At 58.6% G+C, this 17114-nt stretch carries 17 protein-coding genes; 14 read left to right on the plus strand and 3 right to left on the minus strand.

All coding sequences use genetic code 11. The features are described 5' to 3' along the window. Positions 1–705 precede the first annotated feature (705 nt). From WMO44_RS10095 to WMO44_RS15150, 4 genes are all read left to right on the plus strand, one after another. Positions 706–2130 carry an ABC transporter substrate-binding protein gene (locus WMO44_RS10095; protein ID WP_349152505.1) on the plus strand — a complete coding sequence of 475 codons (1425 nt, stop codon included), beginning with the start codon at positions 706–708 and terminating at the stop codon, positions 2128–2130. A 187-nt stretch (positions 2131–2317) separates the two neighbouring features. Further along, a complete protein-coding gene (locus WMO44_RS10100) occupies positions 2318–3247 on the plus strand; it encodes a carbohydrate ABC transporter permease (RefSeq protein ID WP_005927102.1) in 930 nt (309 codons plus the stop codon). 16 nt (positions 3248–3263) lie between these two features. After that, the gene (locus WMO44_RS15145; protein WP_435387731.1) at positions 3264–3638 is read left to right on the plus strand and encodes an ABC transporter permease family protein; all 375 of its coding nucleotides are present in this window, start codon (positions 3264–3266) and stop codon (positions 3636–3638) included. Beyond that, entirely contained in the window at positions 3602–4114 is a 513-nt protein-coding gene (locus WMO44_RS15150; RefSeq protein WP_435387732.1) for a carbohydrate ABC transporter permease, read from the plus strand. The genes WMO44_RS15145 and WMO44_RS15150 overlap by 37 nt, the downstream gene beginning before the upstream one ends. An 83-nt stretch (positions 4115–4197) precedes the next feature. Here WMO44_RS15150 and WMO44_RS10110 read toward each other — a convergent pair whose 3' ends face one another. Further along, positions 4198–5016, minus strand: coding sequence for a helix-turn-helix domain-containing protein (locus WMO44_RS10110; protein ID WP_349152506.1), 819 nt, complete (start codon positions 5014–5016; stop codon positions 4198–4200). 111 nt (positions 5017–5127) lie between these two features. Between WMO44_RS10110 and WMO44_RS10115 the strand changes: the two genes are divergently transcribed. From WMO44_RS10115 to WMO44_RS10125, 3 genes are all read left to right on the plus strand, one after another. Continuing rightward, on the plus strand, positions 5128–6684 hold the full coding sequence (locus WMO44_RS10115) for a glycoside hydrolase family 28 protein (protein ID WP_349152507.1): 1557 nt from the start codon (positions 5128–5130) through the stop codon (positions 6682–6684). Between the two features lie 3 nt (positions 6685–6687). Next, positions 6688–7833 (plus strand): glycoside hydrolase family 88/105 protein, encoded by a 1146-nt coding sequence (locus tag WMO44_RS10120; protein ID WP_215675224.1) that lies wholly within the window; start codon positions 6688–6690, stop codon positions 7831–7833. Between the two features lie 160 nt (positions 7834–7993). Then, the gene (locus WMO44_RS10125; protein WP_349152508.1) at positions 7994–8758 is read left to right on the plus strand and encodes a peptidoglycan DD-metalloendopeptidase family protein; all 765 of its coding nucleotides are present in this window, start codon (positions 7994–7996) and stop codon (positions 8756–8758) included. Positions 8759–8803: 45 nt separating this feature from the next. Here the strand turns inward: WMO44_RS10125 and WMO44_RS10130 are convergent, their stop codons facing one another. Continuing rightward, on the minus strand, positions 8804–9997 hold the full coding sequence (locus tag WMO44_RS10130) for an MFS transporter (protein ID WP_349152509.1): 1194 nt from the start codon (positions 9995–9997) through the stop codon (positions 8804–8806). Between the two features lie 79 nt (positions 9998–10076). Further along, positions 10077–10721: a TetR/AcrR family transcriptional regulator gene (locus WMO44_RS10135; RefSeq protein ID WP_349152510.1), complete on the minus strand. Its 645-nt coding sequence runs from the start codon at positions 10719–10721 to the stop codon at positions 10077–10079. 178 nt (positions 10722–10899) lie between these two features. On the opposite strand from WMO44_RS10135, the gene WMO44_RS10140 reads away from it, so the two are divergent. The 7 genes from WMO44_RS10140 (at position 10900) to deoC (ending at position 17056) form a co-directional block, all read left to right on the plus strand. Then, positions 10900–12192, plus strand: a complete 1293-nt coding sequence (locus WMO44_RS10140) for a BaiN/RdsA family NAD(P)/FAD-dependent oxidoreductase (protein WP_117554498.1) — start codon at positions 10900–10902, stop codon at positions 12190–12192. Between the two features lie 52 nt (positions 12193–12244). Next, positions 12245–12910, plus strand: coding sequence for a (d)CMP kinase (gene cmk / locus WMO44_RS10145; RefSeq protein ID WP_349152511.1), 666 nt, complete (start codon positions 12245–12247; stop codon positions 12908–12910). A gap of 26 nt (positions 12911–12936) precedes the next feature. Continuing rightward, complete coding sequence (locus WMO44_RS10150; protein ID WP_349152512.1) at positions 12937–13548, plus strand: lysophospholipid acyltransferase family protein; 612 nt, start codon at positions 12937–12939, stop codon at positions 13546–13548. Positions 13549–13550: 2 nt separating this feature from the next. Further along, positions 13551–15461 (plus strand): bifunctional 4-hydroxy-3-methylbut-2-enyl diphosphate reductase/30S ribosomal protein S1, encoded by a 1911-nt coding sequence (locus WMO44_RS10155; RefSeq protein WP_349152513.1) that lies wholly within the window; start codon positions 13551–13553, stop codon positions 15459–15461. A gap of 96 nt (positions 15462–15557) precedes the next feature. Beyond that, the gene (locus WMO44_RS10160; RefSeq protein WP_349152514.1) at positions 15558–16178 is read left to right on the plus strand and encodes a GtrA family protein; all 621 of its coding nucleotides are present in this window, start codon (positions 15558–15560) and stop codon (positions 16176–16178) included. A 59-nt stretch (positions 16179–16237) separates the two neighbouring features. Beyond that, positions 16238–16372: a hypothetical protein gene (locus WMO44_RS10165; RefSeq protein WP_005927141.1), complete on the plus strand. Its 135-nt coding sequence runs from the start codon at positions 16238–16240 to the stop codon at positions 16370–16372. Positions 16373–16390: 18 nt separating this feature from the next. Then, on the plus strand, positions 16391–17056 hold the full coding sequence (gene deoC / locus WMO44_RS10170; protein WP_015536630.1) for a deoxyribose-phosphate aldolase: 666 nt from the start codon (positions 16391–16393) through the stop codon (positions 17054–17056). Positions 17057–17114: the final 58 nt, after the last annotated feature.

Raw genomic sequence — 17114 nt, forward strand, 5'->3', positions numbered from 1 at the left:
TGCGCGACAGCTCCCCCAAGGGGGAGCTGGCACGCCCGCAAACTTTACGGTTTAACCGGGAACTTTGCCGCTATGCCAAGGGCTCTCCCTTTGGGAGAGGTGTCACCGTAGGTGACGGAGAGGGCGCACGCCGCTAGCCCTATTTTAAAGTATCAAACGCAATAAAAAACCTTCCCCGCCACCGCCAAAAGCCGTCCCCTTGGGGAAGGTGGCTGCGAACACAGTGAGCAGACGGAAGGGGTATCCCAGACAGGCTGTATACAGACTGATATATTAATTTGCTGCGTTTCGCGGCCACTGATATATCAACTGGGCGAAATACGCACGTTTTTTGCGCTATTGATATATCAGTTCAGACTGGGCAGTTACTCGACGGAGGGGAGAGAAAGTGGGAAAAGAAGAGAGCAGCGGGGGCGGCAGAGCATAAAAAATTACAGGCAGAACGGTAAATGTAACAGAAATTATTGAAATTTTTGCCGTTCTTCCCATGTTGCATCCCAGATTTTTATGCAAGTCATTGAAGTATACAAGTTGCACAGTTTTTCAGCGCAAGTTTATTCATTTCGGCAAGGACGTCGAATCTCTTTCAAAAACAAGAGCAATATTTGTACGTTTTTATCCCGTATCACTGTAAATTGCATCTTTCTTTTTTTGGTGGCTTTTGTTATCATAATTGTATACAAGGGGCATGTGCAGGCCCCCTACATGAAGATGTTTTCTATTAGGAGGAGAACAAAAACGAGCAAGGCAATTTCTCGTCGTAACTTCCTGATGGCTACCGGCGCTGTCGGTGCTGCAGGTCTGCTGGCTGCCTGCGGCAGCAAGCCCGCTGCTTCTTCCACCGCTTCTTCCGCTGCTTCTCAGGCCCCCGCTGCTTCCGCAGACGAGAGCCTGGCACTGTCTGACGGCCCCGTCAACCTGAGCATCAGCTGGTGGGGCGGCGACAGCCGTCACGCTGCTTACCAGAGCGCTCTGGAGGCTTTCCAGGCTGAGCACTCCAACATCACCGTGGAGCCCACCTTCGCCGCATGGTCCGGCTGGGAAGAGAAAATGGCTGCTGCCTTCATCGCAGGCAACGCACAGGATGTCTGCCAGGTGAACTGGAACTGGCTGTACAACTACTCTGCCGACGGCAGCAAGTTCGTGGATCTGAACACCACCTCCAAGTTCATCGACCTGACCCAGTGGGATGCTGCTGCTATGGACGCTTGCTATGTGGCCAACAGCCAGCAGTGCGTGCCCGTCTCCATGACCGGCCGTATCTTCTACTGGAACATGACCACCTTTAATAAGGCTGGCATCACCGAGGTTCCCAAGTCTCTGGACGATCTGATGGCTGCCGGTAAGGCTTTCCAGGAGAAGCTGGGCAACGATTACTACCCCATGCATCTGGGCGCATACGACCGTATGATCCTGATGGTGTTCTACCTCGAGTCCAAGTACGGCAAGGACTGGGCAGATCCCGTTACCTCCACCCTGAACTACACCGAGGACGAGATCGCTGAGGGTCTGGCCTTCATCAAGAGCCTGGTGGACAACCACGTTATGATGAACCTCAAGACCTACTACTCTGCAAACTCCGATACCGCTACCCACCAGTCCAACGAGTGGATCACCGGTAAGATCGCAGGCATCTTTGAGTGGGATTCCGCTGCAAGCAAGTACTCTTCCGCTCTGGATGACAGCAACAAGGACGGCTTCACCGTCGGCGAGGAGATCAAGTTTGGCGACAACAACGGCGGCTTCTCCAAGGTGTCCATGGGTCTGGCTATCACCAAGACCTGCAAGAACGTTGCCGAGGCTGCTACCCTGATCAACTTCCTGCTGAACGAGGAGAAGGGCGCTTCCATCATGGGTTCTGAGTGCGGCATCCCCGCTTCCAAGGCTGGCCTGAAGTTCGCTCAGGACGCCGGCGCTGTCAAGAGCCTGGTTGCTGAGGCTAACGCCAAGGTCATGGCTTTCACCACCAACAAGCTGGATCCCCTGTTCGAGAATAACGACCTGAAGGCTTCCGGCACCGGCATCTATCAGGAAGTGTTCGACAACATCGACTACGGCGATCAGACCCCTGAAGAGGCTGTCGAGACCCTGCTGGACGGCATGGAGTCTGTTGGCTACACCATCGGCTAAGCTTACCTCTCTCTGACAGCGGTCAGAACCGGATATTCAGTATCTGAAATAAATAAGGGCATCTGCCGCCCGTACGACAGATGCCCTTGTTTTTTCGGAGAAAGGTTATCAAACCTTGAATGAATTGTTTCCGGTCTGTGACCTGCTGCACTGTCTGCTTCAAAATCCTGCAAAAGGAGGACTTCGGATGAAAAAAAGTAATGCGCCCGCAGGCGCACGAACTCCGTTCCAGAAATGGGTCGATAAGTATCAGGGTCTGTTTTACCTGATCCCCTGGATCATCGGCTTTCTCGTCTTTAAGGCGTTCCCCTTCGGTCAGTCGCTGTATTACAGCTTTACCGATATGAACTTCTTCAAGGACGGCACCAGCTTTGTTGGTCTGGCCAACTACATTACCGCATTCCACACCAGAAAGATCACCAAGGCGCTGATCATCACCTTCAAGTACGCCTTTATCACCGTGCCCCTGAAGCTGATCTTCGCGCTGTTCATCGCCTACATCCTGAACTTCAAGATCGCCTGCGTCAACCTGTTCCGTACTGTGTACTACATCCCCTCCATTCTGGGCGGCTCTGTGGCTATCGCCGTGCTGTGGAAGGCTGTGTTCAGCGTGGACGGTCTGCTGAACACCGTGGTGCGCGCTGTCACCTTTGGTGCGGTGCAGGGCCCCGAGTGGCTGAGTGACCCCAACTACGCTCTGTGGATCATCTGCTTTTTGCGTATATGGCAGTTCGGTTCCGCCATGGTGCTGTTCCTTGCTGCACTGAAGGGCGTGCCCGCAGACCTGTACGAGGCTGCTACCATCGACGGTGCCGGCAAGTGGCGTCAGTTCTTCTCCATCACCGTTCCGATGATCACCCCCATCATCTTCTACAACCTGGTCACCCAGATCTGCCAGGCATTCCAGGAGTTCAACGGCCCCTACATCATCACCAACGGTGGTCCCCGTGGTTCCACTACCCTGATCTCCCTGCTGGTTTACAACTACGCATTCAAGTCCTACGACATGGGCATGGCTTCTGCTCTGGCATGGATCATGTTCATCATCGTCTGCATCCTGACGATCATTGCGTTCACCAGCCAGAAGAAGTGGGTCTACTACTCGGATGAAAGGTAAGGTGACCAATATGGGAATGAAAGCATCGAATAAGATCGCAACCTTTTTTAAGTACTTCGTGCTGATCCTAGTTGGTGTCATCATGATCTATCCTCTGCTGTGGATGATCAGCGCTACCTTCAAGGATAACAGCGAGATCTTTGCAGGCATCAGCCTGTGGATCAAAAAGCCCACGCTGGATGGCTACCGCAACGCCCTGAACAACTTCGGCGGCTCCATCAACATCCTGCAGGCCATGCTCAACACTTACAGCTACGTTATCCCCAAGGTGATCTGCACTGTGGTGTCTGCCTGTATGCCGCTTACGGCTTTGGCCGTTTCGACTTCCCCGGCCGCAAGCTGCTGTTCAACATCATGCTGGCTACCCTGTTCCTGCCGCAGGTCGTGCTGAACGTGCCCCAGTACCTGCTGTACAACAAGTTCGGCTGGGTGGACAGCCCCTTCTATCTGGCCATCTGGGTGCACTGCGCATTTGCTACCGAGACCTACTTCGTGTATCAGCTGGTGCAGTTCATGCGCAACGTCCCGCGTGATCTGGACGAGGCTGCCGCCATTGACGGCTGCTCCTCCTTCCAGACCCTGTACAAGGTCATCGTGCCCATGCTGGGACCCGCTCTGGTGTCCTGCGCACTGTTCCAGTTCATGTGGAGCTGCAACGACTTTATGGGCCCGCTGCTTTACGTCAGCACCCCCGGCAAGTACCCCATGTCCCTGTTCGTCAAGCTGTCCATGGACGGTGATACCGGCTTTGCTTGGAACAAGATCCTTGCTCTGTCCCTCATCTCCATCCTGCCGCAGCTGATCGTATTCTTCTGTGCACAGGATCAGTTCGTTGAAGGTATCTCCGCAGGTGCCGTCAAGGGCTAATGCGCCATAAGAACATCTGACCAAGACCAACACCCCCTGTGCTGCTCCCAACGGATGGCACAGGGGGTGTTTTGGTTGATACATCATTTCGTCTGCTTCTTGCGGTACTGCAAAGGACTGATATCCATCACCTCGCGGAACACGCGGCGGAAGTGGGCTGCGCTGGCAAAGCCGGTCTGCTCGGCAATAGCGCTGATGGAAAGCTCGGTGGTCTCCAGCAATTTCTGCGCTGCCTCGATGCGGCGGTTGTTCAGGTAGTCCACGATGGACTGCCCGGTCACCCGCCGGAACAGGCGGCTGAGATAGTAGGGGGAAAGGTAGAACCGCGCCGCCACCTCGGTAAGAGAGAACTTTTGCCGGTAGTTGGCGGCAAGGTAGGCACACACCTGCTCAATGGTCTCGTTGCGGGGGCGCGCCACAGCGCTGCTCTCGGCAAGACACTCCTGCTCTACATAGTGCAGGATGAGCAGTAGGTACAGCCCGCCGGGGTAGTCCTGCTCCGGCATGGCAGAGTGCATCATCTCCAGCAGGGTGCGCAGGCGGCGGGTCCACAGCACCGGGCCGTACAGCACCGTCACCTTGCCTGGCAAAAACAGCCGGGCAAAATCCTGCTGGGCGGCGCTGCGCAGCTCGTGCAGGGCGCTGAGCGGGAACCGGCAGCCCACCAGTTCCGGTACGGCTGCACCGGCGGCAGAGAGCACCGCGTCCCCCGCGCCCAGCAGCAGCGCACTGCCGGGGTTTACCAGCAGATCGTTTTCCCCCATTTGCAGGGTGCAGCTGCCCTCGCTTACCAGCAGAAAGGTGCCCATCTCCTCGTCTGCCGTCAGCTCCAGCTTGCCGCCGGTCAGCCGTACGGTGTCTGCCTTTACCTTTGCGTTGATCTTTTCCCGTTCCGCTCTCATTTTGCGCATCCTTTCCGGAAACAGCCCTTCCGATAGCCGGGAGAGCACTTTTCCTCATGATACCACGTCTGCCCCGTGGGGGCAAGACAAACTCACAGGAGGTTATTTCGCATGAATCTGACCCTGATCCGTTCCATGACCCGCAGTGCCGTTTTCGAACTGGAAAACGAGCTGTGCTACCGTCCGGCACATCCCTTTACCGTTGCCCTGAACGGCAAGACGGTATACGAGGCCTGCAACACCAACGTGTTCTCCCTGTTCTCCCTGCTGCCCTGCACCGCCTATACGGTGGAGGTGCAGGCCGAGGGCGAGACCCTGAAGCTGGATTTCACTACCGAGGCCGAGACCTTCTTCGTGGATGCTTCCCGCTACGGTCTGGTGGCTGACGGCGAGACCGACAACACTGTGCGGCTGCAGGCGGCGCTGTCCACCTGCCCCAAGGGCGGCACGGTGTATGTGCCCGCCGGCCGTTACCGCACCGCCAGCCTGTTTATGAAGAGCAACACCACCCTGTATCTGGAAAAGGACGCGGTGTTGCTGGGCGATAACGACCGCACCCATTACCCCATCCTGCCCGGTGTGCTGCCCAGCGAGAACGAGGTGGACGAGTACTACCTGACCGGCTGGGAGGGCAACCCGCTGGACAGCTTTGCAGGCCTTTTGAACATCACGCAGGTGCATGACGTGGTGGTGACCGGTGAGGGCACGCTGGACTGCGACGCTGAAAACGGCGACTGGTGGGTGAACCCCAAGGTCAAGCGCATTGCATGGCGTCCCCGGGCCGTGGCTGCGGTGGACAGCGAGAACGTCTGCCTGCACGGCATCACGGTGCAGAACAGCTATTCGTGGACCATCCACCCCATCTTTGTCAAGCACCTCGACCTGCTCAGCTTCAACATCAACAACCCCTACAACGCCCCCAACACGGACGGCATCGACCCCGAGAGCTGCGAGTATATCCGCATTATCGGCATGAACATCCATGTGGGCGACGACTGCATCGCCATGAAGGCCAGCAAGGTCTTTCTGGGCATGAAGCTGAAGCGCAGCTGTGAGCACACCGTCATCCGCAACTGCCTGCTGGACAAGGGCCACGGCGGCATCGTCATCGGCAGCGAGATGAGCGGCGGCGTCAAGGACATGGTGGTGACCCAGTGCCTGATGGACCACACCGACCGCGGTCTGCGTGTCAAGACCCGCCGGGGCCGCGGCAACACTGCCGTCATCGACGGGCTGGTGTTCCGCAACGTGGAGATGCGGGGCGTCAAGGCACCCTTTGTCATCAATATGTTTTACTTCTGCGACCCGGACGGCCACGGCCCCTATGTACAGTGCCGCGAGCCGCTGCCGGTGGACGAGTACACCCCCAAGCTGGGCAGCCTGACCATGGAGAACATCGTGGCTACCGATGCCCAGTTCGCAGGCTGCTACTTCGACGGCCTGCCGGAGCAGCCCATCGAGCGGGTGACCATGCGGGATGTGAGCATCACCTTCGACCCCAACGCCAAGGAGGGACAGGCTGCCATGGCCGACAACCGTCCGCTGGTGAAAAAGCTGGCCATCTATGCCGAGAACGTCAAGGAGATCGACCTGCACAACGTGAAGATCGAGGGCTACGAGGGCGAGCGGCTGCACTTTGCCAACGTAGGACATTTTGAGGAGGACTGACCCATGACCCATGAAGAGATCCTGTCCATGCTGGGCGACTATGTGGACTACCTGATCGCCAATTCCAGCGCCGAGGCACCGATGTGGAACATCGAGAAGGTGCGCAGCGGCAAGCCCAACAAGTGGAACTACATCGACGGCTGCATGATCACCGCCTGCCTGAGCCTGTACAAGACCACCGGCGACGAGAAGTATCTGGAGTTTTCCAAGGAGTTTATCGACTACTTTGTGCAGCCGGACGGCTCCATCAAGACCTACGACCCCAAGGAGTATAATCTGGACAACGTGAATCAGGGCAAGAACCTGTTCATTCTGTATGATATCTACGGGGACGAGAAGTACCGCAAGGCCATCGACACCATCCGCAGCCAGCTGCTCACCCAGCCCCGCACCAAGGAGGGCAACTTCTGGCACAAGGACATCTACCCGTGGCAGGTGTGGCTGGACGGCACCTATATGGCGCAGCCCTTCTACATGGAGTACGAGACCCGCTTTAACAAGATGCAGGGCTGTATCGACAGCTACAAGCAGTTCATGAACATCAAAAAGCATATGCGGGACGAAAAGACCGGCCTGTACTACCACGGCTACGACGAGAGCCGCCAGATGTACTGGGCAGACCCCGAGACCGGCTGCAGCCCCAACTTCTGGCTGCGCGCCATGGGCTGGTTCCTTGTGGCAATGGTGGACGTGCTGGAGCGCATGGACGAGCAGCTGTACAACGAGTACCGCGGCATCATGGCCATGCTCAAGCAGGCTGTGGAGGATATGCACAAGTTCCAGGACGAGCAGACCGGAATGTTCTGGCAGGTCATCGACCACCCGGAGGCCGAGGGCAACTATCTGGAGACCAGCGGCACCGCTCTGTTCACCTACGCGGTACTCAAGGGCGTGCGTCTGGGCTACCTGCCCAAACGCATGGCTGCATGGGCGGAGAAGGCTTTCTACGGCACCTGCGACCGGTACCTGTCCAAGAACCCGGACGGCAGCTTGCAGCTGGACGGCATCTGCCTTGTGGCAGGTCTGGGCGGCAAGGATCACCGTGACGGCTCTCTGGCCTACTACTTCAGCGAGCCGGTGGTCTGCAACGATGCTAAGGGCGTAGGCCCGCTGGTGCTGGCCTATACCGAAATGATCGCACGGAAGTAACCCAAAACGGGATACAGCAAGGCTGAGCAGCTGCAAAAAAGCGGCTGCTCAGCCTTTTTGCGTGTCTTTTTTGTCCCCTTGCATAAACCGCCCGCCGCTGTCCCACACTAAGCCCAGAAAAAGACCCCGTACACAAAACGAACAGATGGGAGTAACAAGCATGGAGCAGATCAAAAAATTTCTGCACGGCAAGGGCTTTGCCCTGCTGCTGACTGCAAGCCTGCTGGCTGCGGCTGCGGCAGGGGTGTGGGCGGTGCGCGCCCTGCGGGCAGAACTGCAAAAAAGTCTGGACGTGCCGGACGCCCCCGGCACCACCCAACAGACCACCCCGGAAACAGAACCGGACTGGGACGCACAGGAGGATACCACATGGCAGCAGCCCGTGACCGACGTTGCAAACAGCAAGGCAGATGTGCCGCAGCAGGAGCGCTCTGGTGCATCCTCTGGTGCGCAGTCTGGCTCTGGTTCGCTGCGCGAACCCTCGGCACTGCAAGGCGCATCCTCGCCTGCCAGCAGTTCGGCACAGCCTGCCGCCGCGCCCTCTATGCCGGGGCGCGTGCTCAACGCCTTCAGCGGCGATGAGCTGGTGTATAACAAGACCCTTGGGGACTGGCGCACCCACAACGGCGTGGACTACGCCTGCACGCAGGGCGCTGCGGTAGCAGCACCCGTGGCGGGCAAGGTGGTGTCTGCCGGGGCAGAGGGCAACTGGGGCACCGTGGTGGTGCTGGAAGATGCCGCCGGCCGCAGTTGGCGGCTGTGCGGCATGGCAGACCCTGCCGTAAAGGCCGGGGAGACCGTGACCGCCGGGCAGAAGCTGGGCACGGTGGGCACTGTCGGCTGCGAGTGCGCCGAGGAAAGCCACATCCATGTGGAGGTAAAGCAGGGCGAAAGCTACCTCGACCCGGCAAAGCTGTCGGAGTAAGCAAACCAAAAAAGGGGCTGCAATAGCGGCTCCTTTTTTGCTGCGTCAGGCGGTACGGCGCGTTTGCAGCAGCCAGAGAACCAGCGCCGAAAGCACCCCGGCTGCCAGCAGTACATCTGCCGGGTGCGCAGCCCAGTGCTGGAAGGCACTGCCATAGGCTGCCTGTCCGATGGGCTGGGTCAGGCAGGCCAGCACAGAGAGGCAGGCTGTCGTCTTGCCCAGCTGTGCCTGCGGCACTAACACTTGCAGCTGCGCAAAGAACCACACATTGAACAGCGCCGCCACGGCCATAAACATGGCCCCCAGCACCAGAATGCTGCCGAATTGCAGCGCGGGCACCCGGAGGACAAGACCCAGTGCGGCGCACACGCCGCTGAGCGCCAGCAAAAGAGGTGTGCCGCTGCGGATGGGATGACGGACAAAGACGGTTCCGGCCAGCACGCCGCCCAGAATGCCGCCCGCGCTCAGCGCCGCCTGCACAAGGCCGAGGGAGGCATCACTTTTCTGCAAAGTCTGTACCACCAGCACCGGGACACCTACGGTGAGAGCCGGGACTTCCAGCAGGTTTACAGCCGCCATGGCGGCAGCTAACCGCAGCACCGCAGCCTGCCCGGTGAGGAACTGCGCACTTTCCCGCAGGTCGGTCCACAGAGAACGGACGGAGAGCCTTGTGTCCGATGGGACATCCTGTGGGATGCACAGGCACAGCTCTATTCCGGCGGAAAGTGCAAAGCAGCTGCCGCAGAGCGCCAGCAGACCCCGGATGCCGAAGTGCTCCAGCAGAACAGCACCCAGCAAGGGGCCGAGAAGTTCGTCCACGGTATCCACCAGCTGGATGACCGCGTTGCCGCGCAGCAGCTGGGTGCCGTTCAGCAGCAGGGGCAGGCAGGCGCGTACCACGGGCTGGTAAAGCCCCTGAATGGCGTACAGACTGCCCAGCACGGTCAGGACCAGCGGAAGCAGGGGCAGATGCGGCAGTCCGGCAGCGGCTGCAGCCGCAATACCGGTGGTCACCAGATCCAGCAGTGCCATCAGGCGGGCTTTACGGCAGCGGTCTGCCAGCGCGCCGCCGGTCAGCATTCCGACCAGAGCAGGCAACATAGCAAGAGCGGTGATGCCGCCGTACAGCGCAGCGGAACCGGTCTGCCGCAGCAGATACAGCGGCAGCGCAAACCGCAGGGCGGCATTGCCGAACAGGGAGATGATCTGCCCGAGGACGATGAGGAAAAATGTGTTCATGGGAACCTCCTGTTTTTAAATACAGACCATTGGTCTGTAAAGGCACACAAAAAAGGGCGGAGCGTTCCGCCCGGAAAATTCAGCCCTTGACCGGTGTGCACAGCTGCACCAGCTGTTCGGCCTGTGCATCCGTCAAAAGATCCAGCCCAAGTGCATGGGTCATCTGCTGAAACACGAGGTTCCGCGCCCGCTGCTCGGTCGGCGTGGTGGGGCGCGTCTGGGGAGAAAGCCAGATGTCTGCCAGCACGAACAGCGCTTCGGCCAGTGCATTGGCATCGGCAGTGTGGATGGAGCCGTCCGCCATGCCCTGCCGGATCATGGGTGCAATACACTCCGGGGCTAAATGTGCTTCAATGTTGGTCAGCTCCATGGCAAGGAACTGCGGGTTGCTGCACAGGTGCGGCAAGGTCTGCGCGATCTGCTGCTGCCGCTGCCCGGCAAAGGATGCTGCAAACACCGCCTGCAGCTTCTGCAGCCCGGTCAGAGCTGGGTTGTCCCGGATATGGCGCAGCGGCTCCCACATTTGGTCGCCCAGACGGTCACCGACGCGCTGCGCGATCTCCTCCTTGGAGCGGAAATGATGGTACACCGCCCCTTTGGAAAGCTTTGTGGCATCGATGATGTCCTGCAGGGTGGTATTCTGGTAGCCCTTCTGGAGGAAGAGCAGGGCGGCGGCGTCCAGGATCTTTTCCACAGTCTGTTCCGGGTATTTGTTGCGCGGCATGGCAGATGCTCCTTCTTTACAAACTAATGGTCTGTAAAAAGAATACAGCGGCCCGGCGGCTTTGTCAAGAGGGTGTGAAACCGAAAATCCATTCATTTCCTGCGGCGCTGCATTGCTTTTGCGCGTTGTTTCTGGTATGATACAATAGAATCAACAGGCGATTTTGGGAGGATGACAGATGGCAAGGGTTTTGATCGTGGGAGCCGGGGCAGCCGGACTGATGGCGGCGGGTGCTGCCGTGCGGCAGGGACATCAGGTGACGGTGCTGGAGCATACCGAGAAGCCCGGGCAGAAGATCCTTGTTACCGGCAAGGGGCGCTGCAATGTGACCAACGACTGCCCGGCAGAAGAGTTTTTGCGCCATGTGCGCACGAACCCGCGCTTTTTGTACTCCTCGCTGGGGGCGTTCCCCCCGGCAAAGACCATGGAACTGTTCGAAGGTCTTGGTGTGGAGCTGAAGGTGGAGCGCGGCCGCCGGGTGTTCCCGGTATCGGATAAGGCCGAGGAGATCCGGCAGGCGCTGTTGCGCTATGCGCAGGACGCCGACATCGTCTATGACGGCGCAAAAAAGCTGCTGCTGGAGGACATCGTGCCGGAGGCAGAGCCTGCCCCGGCTGCAGCGGAAAACCCGCGCCACCCCAAAAAGAAAAAGGCGGGCCCGGCGCTGCGCTGCGTGGGCGTGCGGGGCACTTCCGGCAGGGAGTACCGGGCGGACGCCGTGTTGGTGGCCACCGGCGGCGTGAGCTACCCCACCACCGGCTCTACCGGTGACGGCTATAAGCTGGCGCAGCAGGCAGGACACACCCTTGTGGAGCCGGTGCCAAGTCTGGTCAGCCTTGTCAGCCGGGACCCGGACTGCAAAAAGATGATGGGGCTTGCGCTGAAAAACGTCACCCTGACCCTGCTGGAGGACGGCAAGGCTATCTTTGACGAGCAGGGCGAGATGCTGTTTACCCACTTTGGTATCAGCGGGCCGCTGACCCTGAGCGCGTCCAGCCATCTGGGGGATATGAAAAAGCACAGATACATCGCGGAGATCGACCTGAAGCCCGCCCTGAGCGAGGAGCAGCTGTACGACCGCATCACCCGGGACTTTGCACTGCTGGCAAACCACGCAGCGCAGGGCGCGCTGGTCAAGCTGCTGCCTTCCAGCATGCAGCCGGTGATGGTGGCGCGCTGGGGCATCGACCCCGCCACCAAGGCAAACCAGATCACCCGGGAGCAGAAGCGGGAGCTGGTGCAGCTGGTCAAGCACTGGCAGGTGTCCATTGACGCCCGGGGCGACCTTGCCCACGCAGTGATCACCAGCGGCGGCGTTTCGGTGCGGGAGGTAGACCCCAAGACCATGCAGAGCAAAAAGGCGCTGGGGCTGTACTTTGCGGGCGAGGTACTGGACGTGGACGCCTACACCGGCGGCTATAATCTGCAAATTGCTTTCTGCACCGCACAAAGCTTTGCGAATAATCTGTAAAAAAGCAGTGCAGTCCATTCCTGTGTACTATATATAATAAGGAGAACATATTATGGTATCTGTTGCAATTGATGGGCCTGCGGGTGCAGGCAAATCCACTCTGGCGCGCCGTCTGGCGGCAGAGCTGGGCTATATCTATGTGGACACCGGTGCAATGTACCGCGCCATCGGCCTGTACGCCCTGCGCGCGGGCAAGGACCCCAAGGACAACGCAGCGGTGGACGCTCTGCTGCCGGAAATCGAGCTGCGACTGGCTTCCATTGCGGGCGAGCAGCACATCTACTTAAAGGATGAGGACGTGAGCGCTGCCATCCGCACCGAAGCCGCGGGCATGGCAGCCTCTGCCGTGGGCGCAAACCCCGCGGTGCGGGCATTTCTGCTGGACTTACAGCGCAGCATGGCAAAAAAGCAGGATGTGCTGATGGATGGCCGGGATATCGGCACGGTGGTGCTGCCGGACGCTACGGTGAAGATCTTCCTGACCGCCAGCCCGGAGGCACGCGCCACCCGCCGCTGGAAGGAGTATCAGGTCAAGGGCATCGACACCCCCTATGAGGAAGTGCTGGCAGACGTGAAGCAGCGGGACTATCAGGACACCCACCGCGCCGCCGCCCCGCTGAAGCAGGCAGAGGACGCCGTGCTGCTGGACACCTCGGAGCTGGATTTTGAGCAGAGCCTTGACGCTATGAAGCAGATCATTGCCCAAAAGATCGGCTGATAAAACAAACAGGACAGGAATAGAAAATGGTACTATATTATATTCTGGTGCCCCTTGCGTGGCTTGTGTGGCACATCGGTTTCCGCATCCGGGTGGAGGGGCGCGAAAACCTGAAAAAGGTGCAGACGAAGGGCTGCATCCTTGCACCTACCCATGTGTCTGCCATCGACCCGGTGTTCATCGTCGTCACCCGGTGGGGCAGGCGGATGGTGGTGTTCGCCAAAAGGGAACTGTTCGAGATCAACGCCTTTCTGACCTGGTTCTTCCGCTGCTGCGGCGGCGTGTGCGTCCGCGGCACCAAGGACGAGATGGCGGTCATCTCCCAGACGGTGGAGGCCTGCAAGCAGGGCAAGACCCTGCTCATCTTCCCGGAGGGCACCCGCGAAAAGGAGGGCAAGCTTCTGCCCCCCAAGAGCGGCCTGTTCGTTATTGCCGCCGAGGCAGGGGTGGACGTTGTGCCCTGCCGCATCCTGTACGACACTCCGGACGGGAAGATGCACCTGTTCTGCAAGGTGCGGGTGATCTACGGCGAGCCGATGCCCGCAGCGCAGTTTGCCATGGAGGGCCGCCGGGACACCAAAAAGCTCCGCGCCAACAAGCAGGCGCTGCTGGAAGCATGGGAAAAGATGGGGGCGTAAAAATGGAGATCCGTTTGGCAAAAACGGCGGGGTTCTGCTTTGGCGTGAACCGTGCCGTGGAACTGACCTACGGCCTGCTGGCAGAGGGGCATAAGGTGGCAACGCTGGGCCCGCTGATCCACAACCCGCAGGCGGTGGAGGATATGCGGCGCAAGGGTGCACAGGTGGTAAACAACGTGCAGGATGTGCCTGCCGGGTGCGAGGTGGTCATCCGCAGCCACGGGGTACCCCGCAGCGTTTACGATGAGCTGGAGGCAAACGGCATCCCCTACCACGATGCCACCTGCCCCTTTGTGCAGAAGATCCAGCGCATTGCCGCACAGGCCGAAAAAGAGGGTGCGGTGCTGCTGGTGGCGGGGGATAAGACCCACCCGGAGGTGCAGGGCATTGTGGGACACACCCGGGGCGAGGTGTTCGTTTTTGCCGATTTAGCCGAGTTAAAGGCGTGGAAAGGCCCTTCTGACCCCCAAAAACCCCTTTTTGCAGTTGCACAGACCACATTTCAGGTAACAAAATGGAAAGAAAGTTCGGAGTTTCTCAAAAAAGCCTATACAAACGCCCGAATTTTTGATACAATATGTAATGCGACGTGGGCGAGGCAACAGGAAGCGGAAGACCTCAGCCAAAAATGCGACATCATTGTTGTCATTGGCGGTCATCATTCTTCCAATACCCAAAAGCTGGTACAGGTCGCCGCAAAACACACGCGTGCCGTAACGGTCGAAACAGCGAGCGAACTTCGGCCGGAATGGTTTGCAGATGTTAAAGTGGCGGGCGTGACAGCCGGGGCTTCAACGCCATCGTCTATTATTGAGGAGGTACTTAACAGTATGAGCGCAGAAATCAATGACAACATGAGCTTTGAGGAGATGCTGAACGCATCCGAAGAAAAGCGAGTTCATGCAGGCAGTATTGTGAAAGGAATCGTGACCAGCATCTCTGCCAACGAGATCCAGGTGGATATCGGTGCGAAGCAGACCGGCTTTGTCAAGCTGAGCGAGCTGACCGATGATTCCTCCGCCAAGGTCGAAGACCTGGTGAAGGTTGGCGATGAGCTGGACCTCATCGTCGAGAAGGTTATGGATCAGGATGGCGTCATCCAGCTCTCCCGCAAGAAGCTCGCATCCCGCAAGGGCATGGAAGAGATTGCCAAGGCAGCAGAATCCGGTGAAGTCGTCGAGGGCGATGTTACCGAGTTCAATAAGGGCGGCGTTGTCGTCAACGTCAAGGGCGTCAAGGTGTTCGTTCCCCGTTCTCAGGCCACTATGCGCCGCGACGAGGACTACACTGCTCTGGTCGGCCAGCACGTTCAGCTGGTCGTCACCGAGTGCTCTGGCCGCAAGATCGTGGGCAGCATCAACAAGGTGACCGCTGAGCAGAACAAGGCAAAGCGCGAGGAGTTCTGGGCAAACGTTGAGGTGGGCAAGACCTACACCGGCGTTGTCAAGAGCCTGACCTCTTATGGTGCATTCGTTGACATCGGTGGTGTCGATGGCCTGTGCCACATCAGCGAGCTGAGCTGGAACCGCATCAAGCACCCCTCCGAGGTCGTCTCCGTTGGTGACACCATCGAAGTGTATGTCAAGGATATCGACACCGAGAACCACAAGGTCTCTCTGGGCTACAAGAAGGCCGAGGACAACCCTTGGGAGCAGCTGAAGAACAACTACCCCATCGGCAGCACCTTCCATGCTCCGGTCGTTTCTCTGACCAAGTTTGGTGCATTCGTCCGCATCCTGCCGGGTGTTGACGGTCTGGTCCACATCAGCGAGATCAGCAATGACCGCGTTGAGAAGGTCTCTGACGCACTGAAGGTCGGCGATATGGTCGATGTGAAGCTGCTGGATGTTGACTTCGACAAGAAGCGCATCAGCCTGTCCATGAAGGCTCTGCTGAACGACGACGCTGAGTAATCAGCCCTTCGTGCAAAAGCATAGCTTCTGACACAATGCGATCTGCAGCCCCGTTGCCGGGAAAACGGCGGCGGGGCTGTTTTTGTTAACAAAGCCATGATAAAGTTTTTCAAAAAGCACTGGGAAGTGCTCAGTTACCTGATCTTTGGCGTGCTGACCACCCTGCTGAATATTGTGTTGTACGCGCTGTTCAGCCGGCTGTTCGGCTATACTGCCGCCAACAGCTGGGGCAATGTGCTGGATAACGCCTTGTGCATCCTGTTTGCCTACTGCACCAACCGCGCGTTCGTGTTCCACAGCAAGACCACCGGCAAAGCCATGGCCAAGGAGTTCGGTACCTTTGTCACCTGCCGTCTGGGCACCATGGTGCTGGATGCCGTGATCATGATGGTGGGGGGCAACCTTTTTGCCGCACAGGGGGCGGCGCTGGTGGACACCGCCATGCAGGGTCTGCTGGGCGCCGTGGCGGGCTGGCTGGGGCCGGATACTACCCTCTACATGGCAAACAGCTTTGCCGGGAGCCATGCCGCCGTGGCAGATGGCTCCGCTGCCATTGCCGTCATCGGCGGGGCGGACGGCCCCACAGCCATCTTCGTCACCAGCGCCTACGATGCTCAGGCAATGTGGGGCCTTGCCGTGAAGGTCTTTTCCAATGTACTGGTGATCTTGCTGAACTATGTGTTCAGCAAGCTGATCATCTTTAAAAATCGTAAGTGAGATATTTTCTCCGCCGCAGGCGGAGAAAATATCCAATATAATTTAGGAGGTACGGTATTATGAAACGTGGTCTGAAAGGGTTTGCATTCCTGGTCTCTGGTCTGGTGCTGGGCATTATTGGTGCAACGGCATCGGTGACTGCGATTGCACTGAGCGCTGTGGGCATGGCAAAGGTGCGCCGTGCCAGCAAGTAAAATAACGGAGGAACGAGCATGAACCGCGAAGAGATCCTGTCCCATGTCGATCATACCCTGCTGAAACCGGAGGCCACTTGGCCCCAGATCCAGCAGCTGTGTGACGAAGCCATTGCAAACCACACCGCATCCGTCTGCATCAACACCTGCTACGTCAAGCAGGCTGTGGAGTATATGGCAGGCCGCATCCCCGTGTGCTGCGTGGTGGGCTTCCCTCTGGGTGCCATGGACACTGCCAGCAAGGCCTTTGAGGCCAAGACTGCCATCGCCAACGGCGCAGCCGAGGTGGATATGGTCATCAACATCGGCCGCCTGAAGAACAAGGAGTACGATGCCGTCCGCGAGGACATCCGTGCCGTGAAGCAGGCTGTGGGCGATAAGATTCTGAAGGTCATCATCGAGACCTGTCTGCTGACCGAGGAAGAGAAGGAAAAGATGTGCGACATCGTCTGCGAGGCCGGTGCCGACTACATCAAGACCAGCACTGGCTTCTCTACCGCAGGTGCCAACTTCCATGATGTGGAGCTGATGGTCAAGGGCGTGCGTGGCCGCTGCAAGGTCAAGGCTGCCGGCGGCATTTCCACCGTGGAGGATATGGAGACTTTCCTTGCACTGGGCGCTGACCGTCTGGGCACCTCCCGCGCTGTCAAGATCTTGAACGGCGAGCAGGCAAAGGGCTATTAAGTTTTCTGCAAAAAATGTATTTCGGCAAAGCTCTGGGCTTGGCTGAACTGCAAAGGAT

The organism is Faecalibacterium tardum, assembly GCF_040096515.1.
Lineage (GTDB): Bacteria > Bacillota > Clostridia > Oscillospirales > Ruminococcaceae > Faecalibacterium > Faecalibacterium tardum.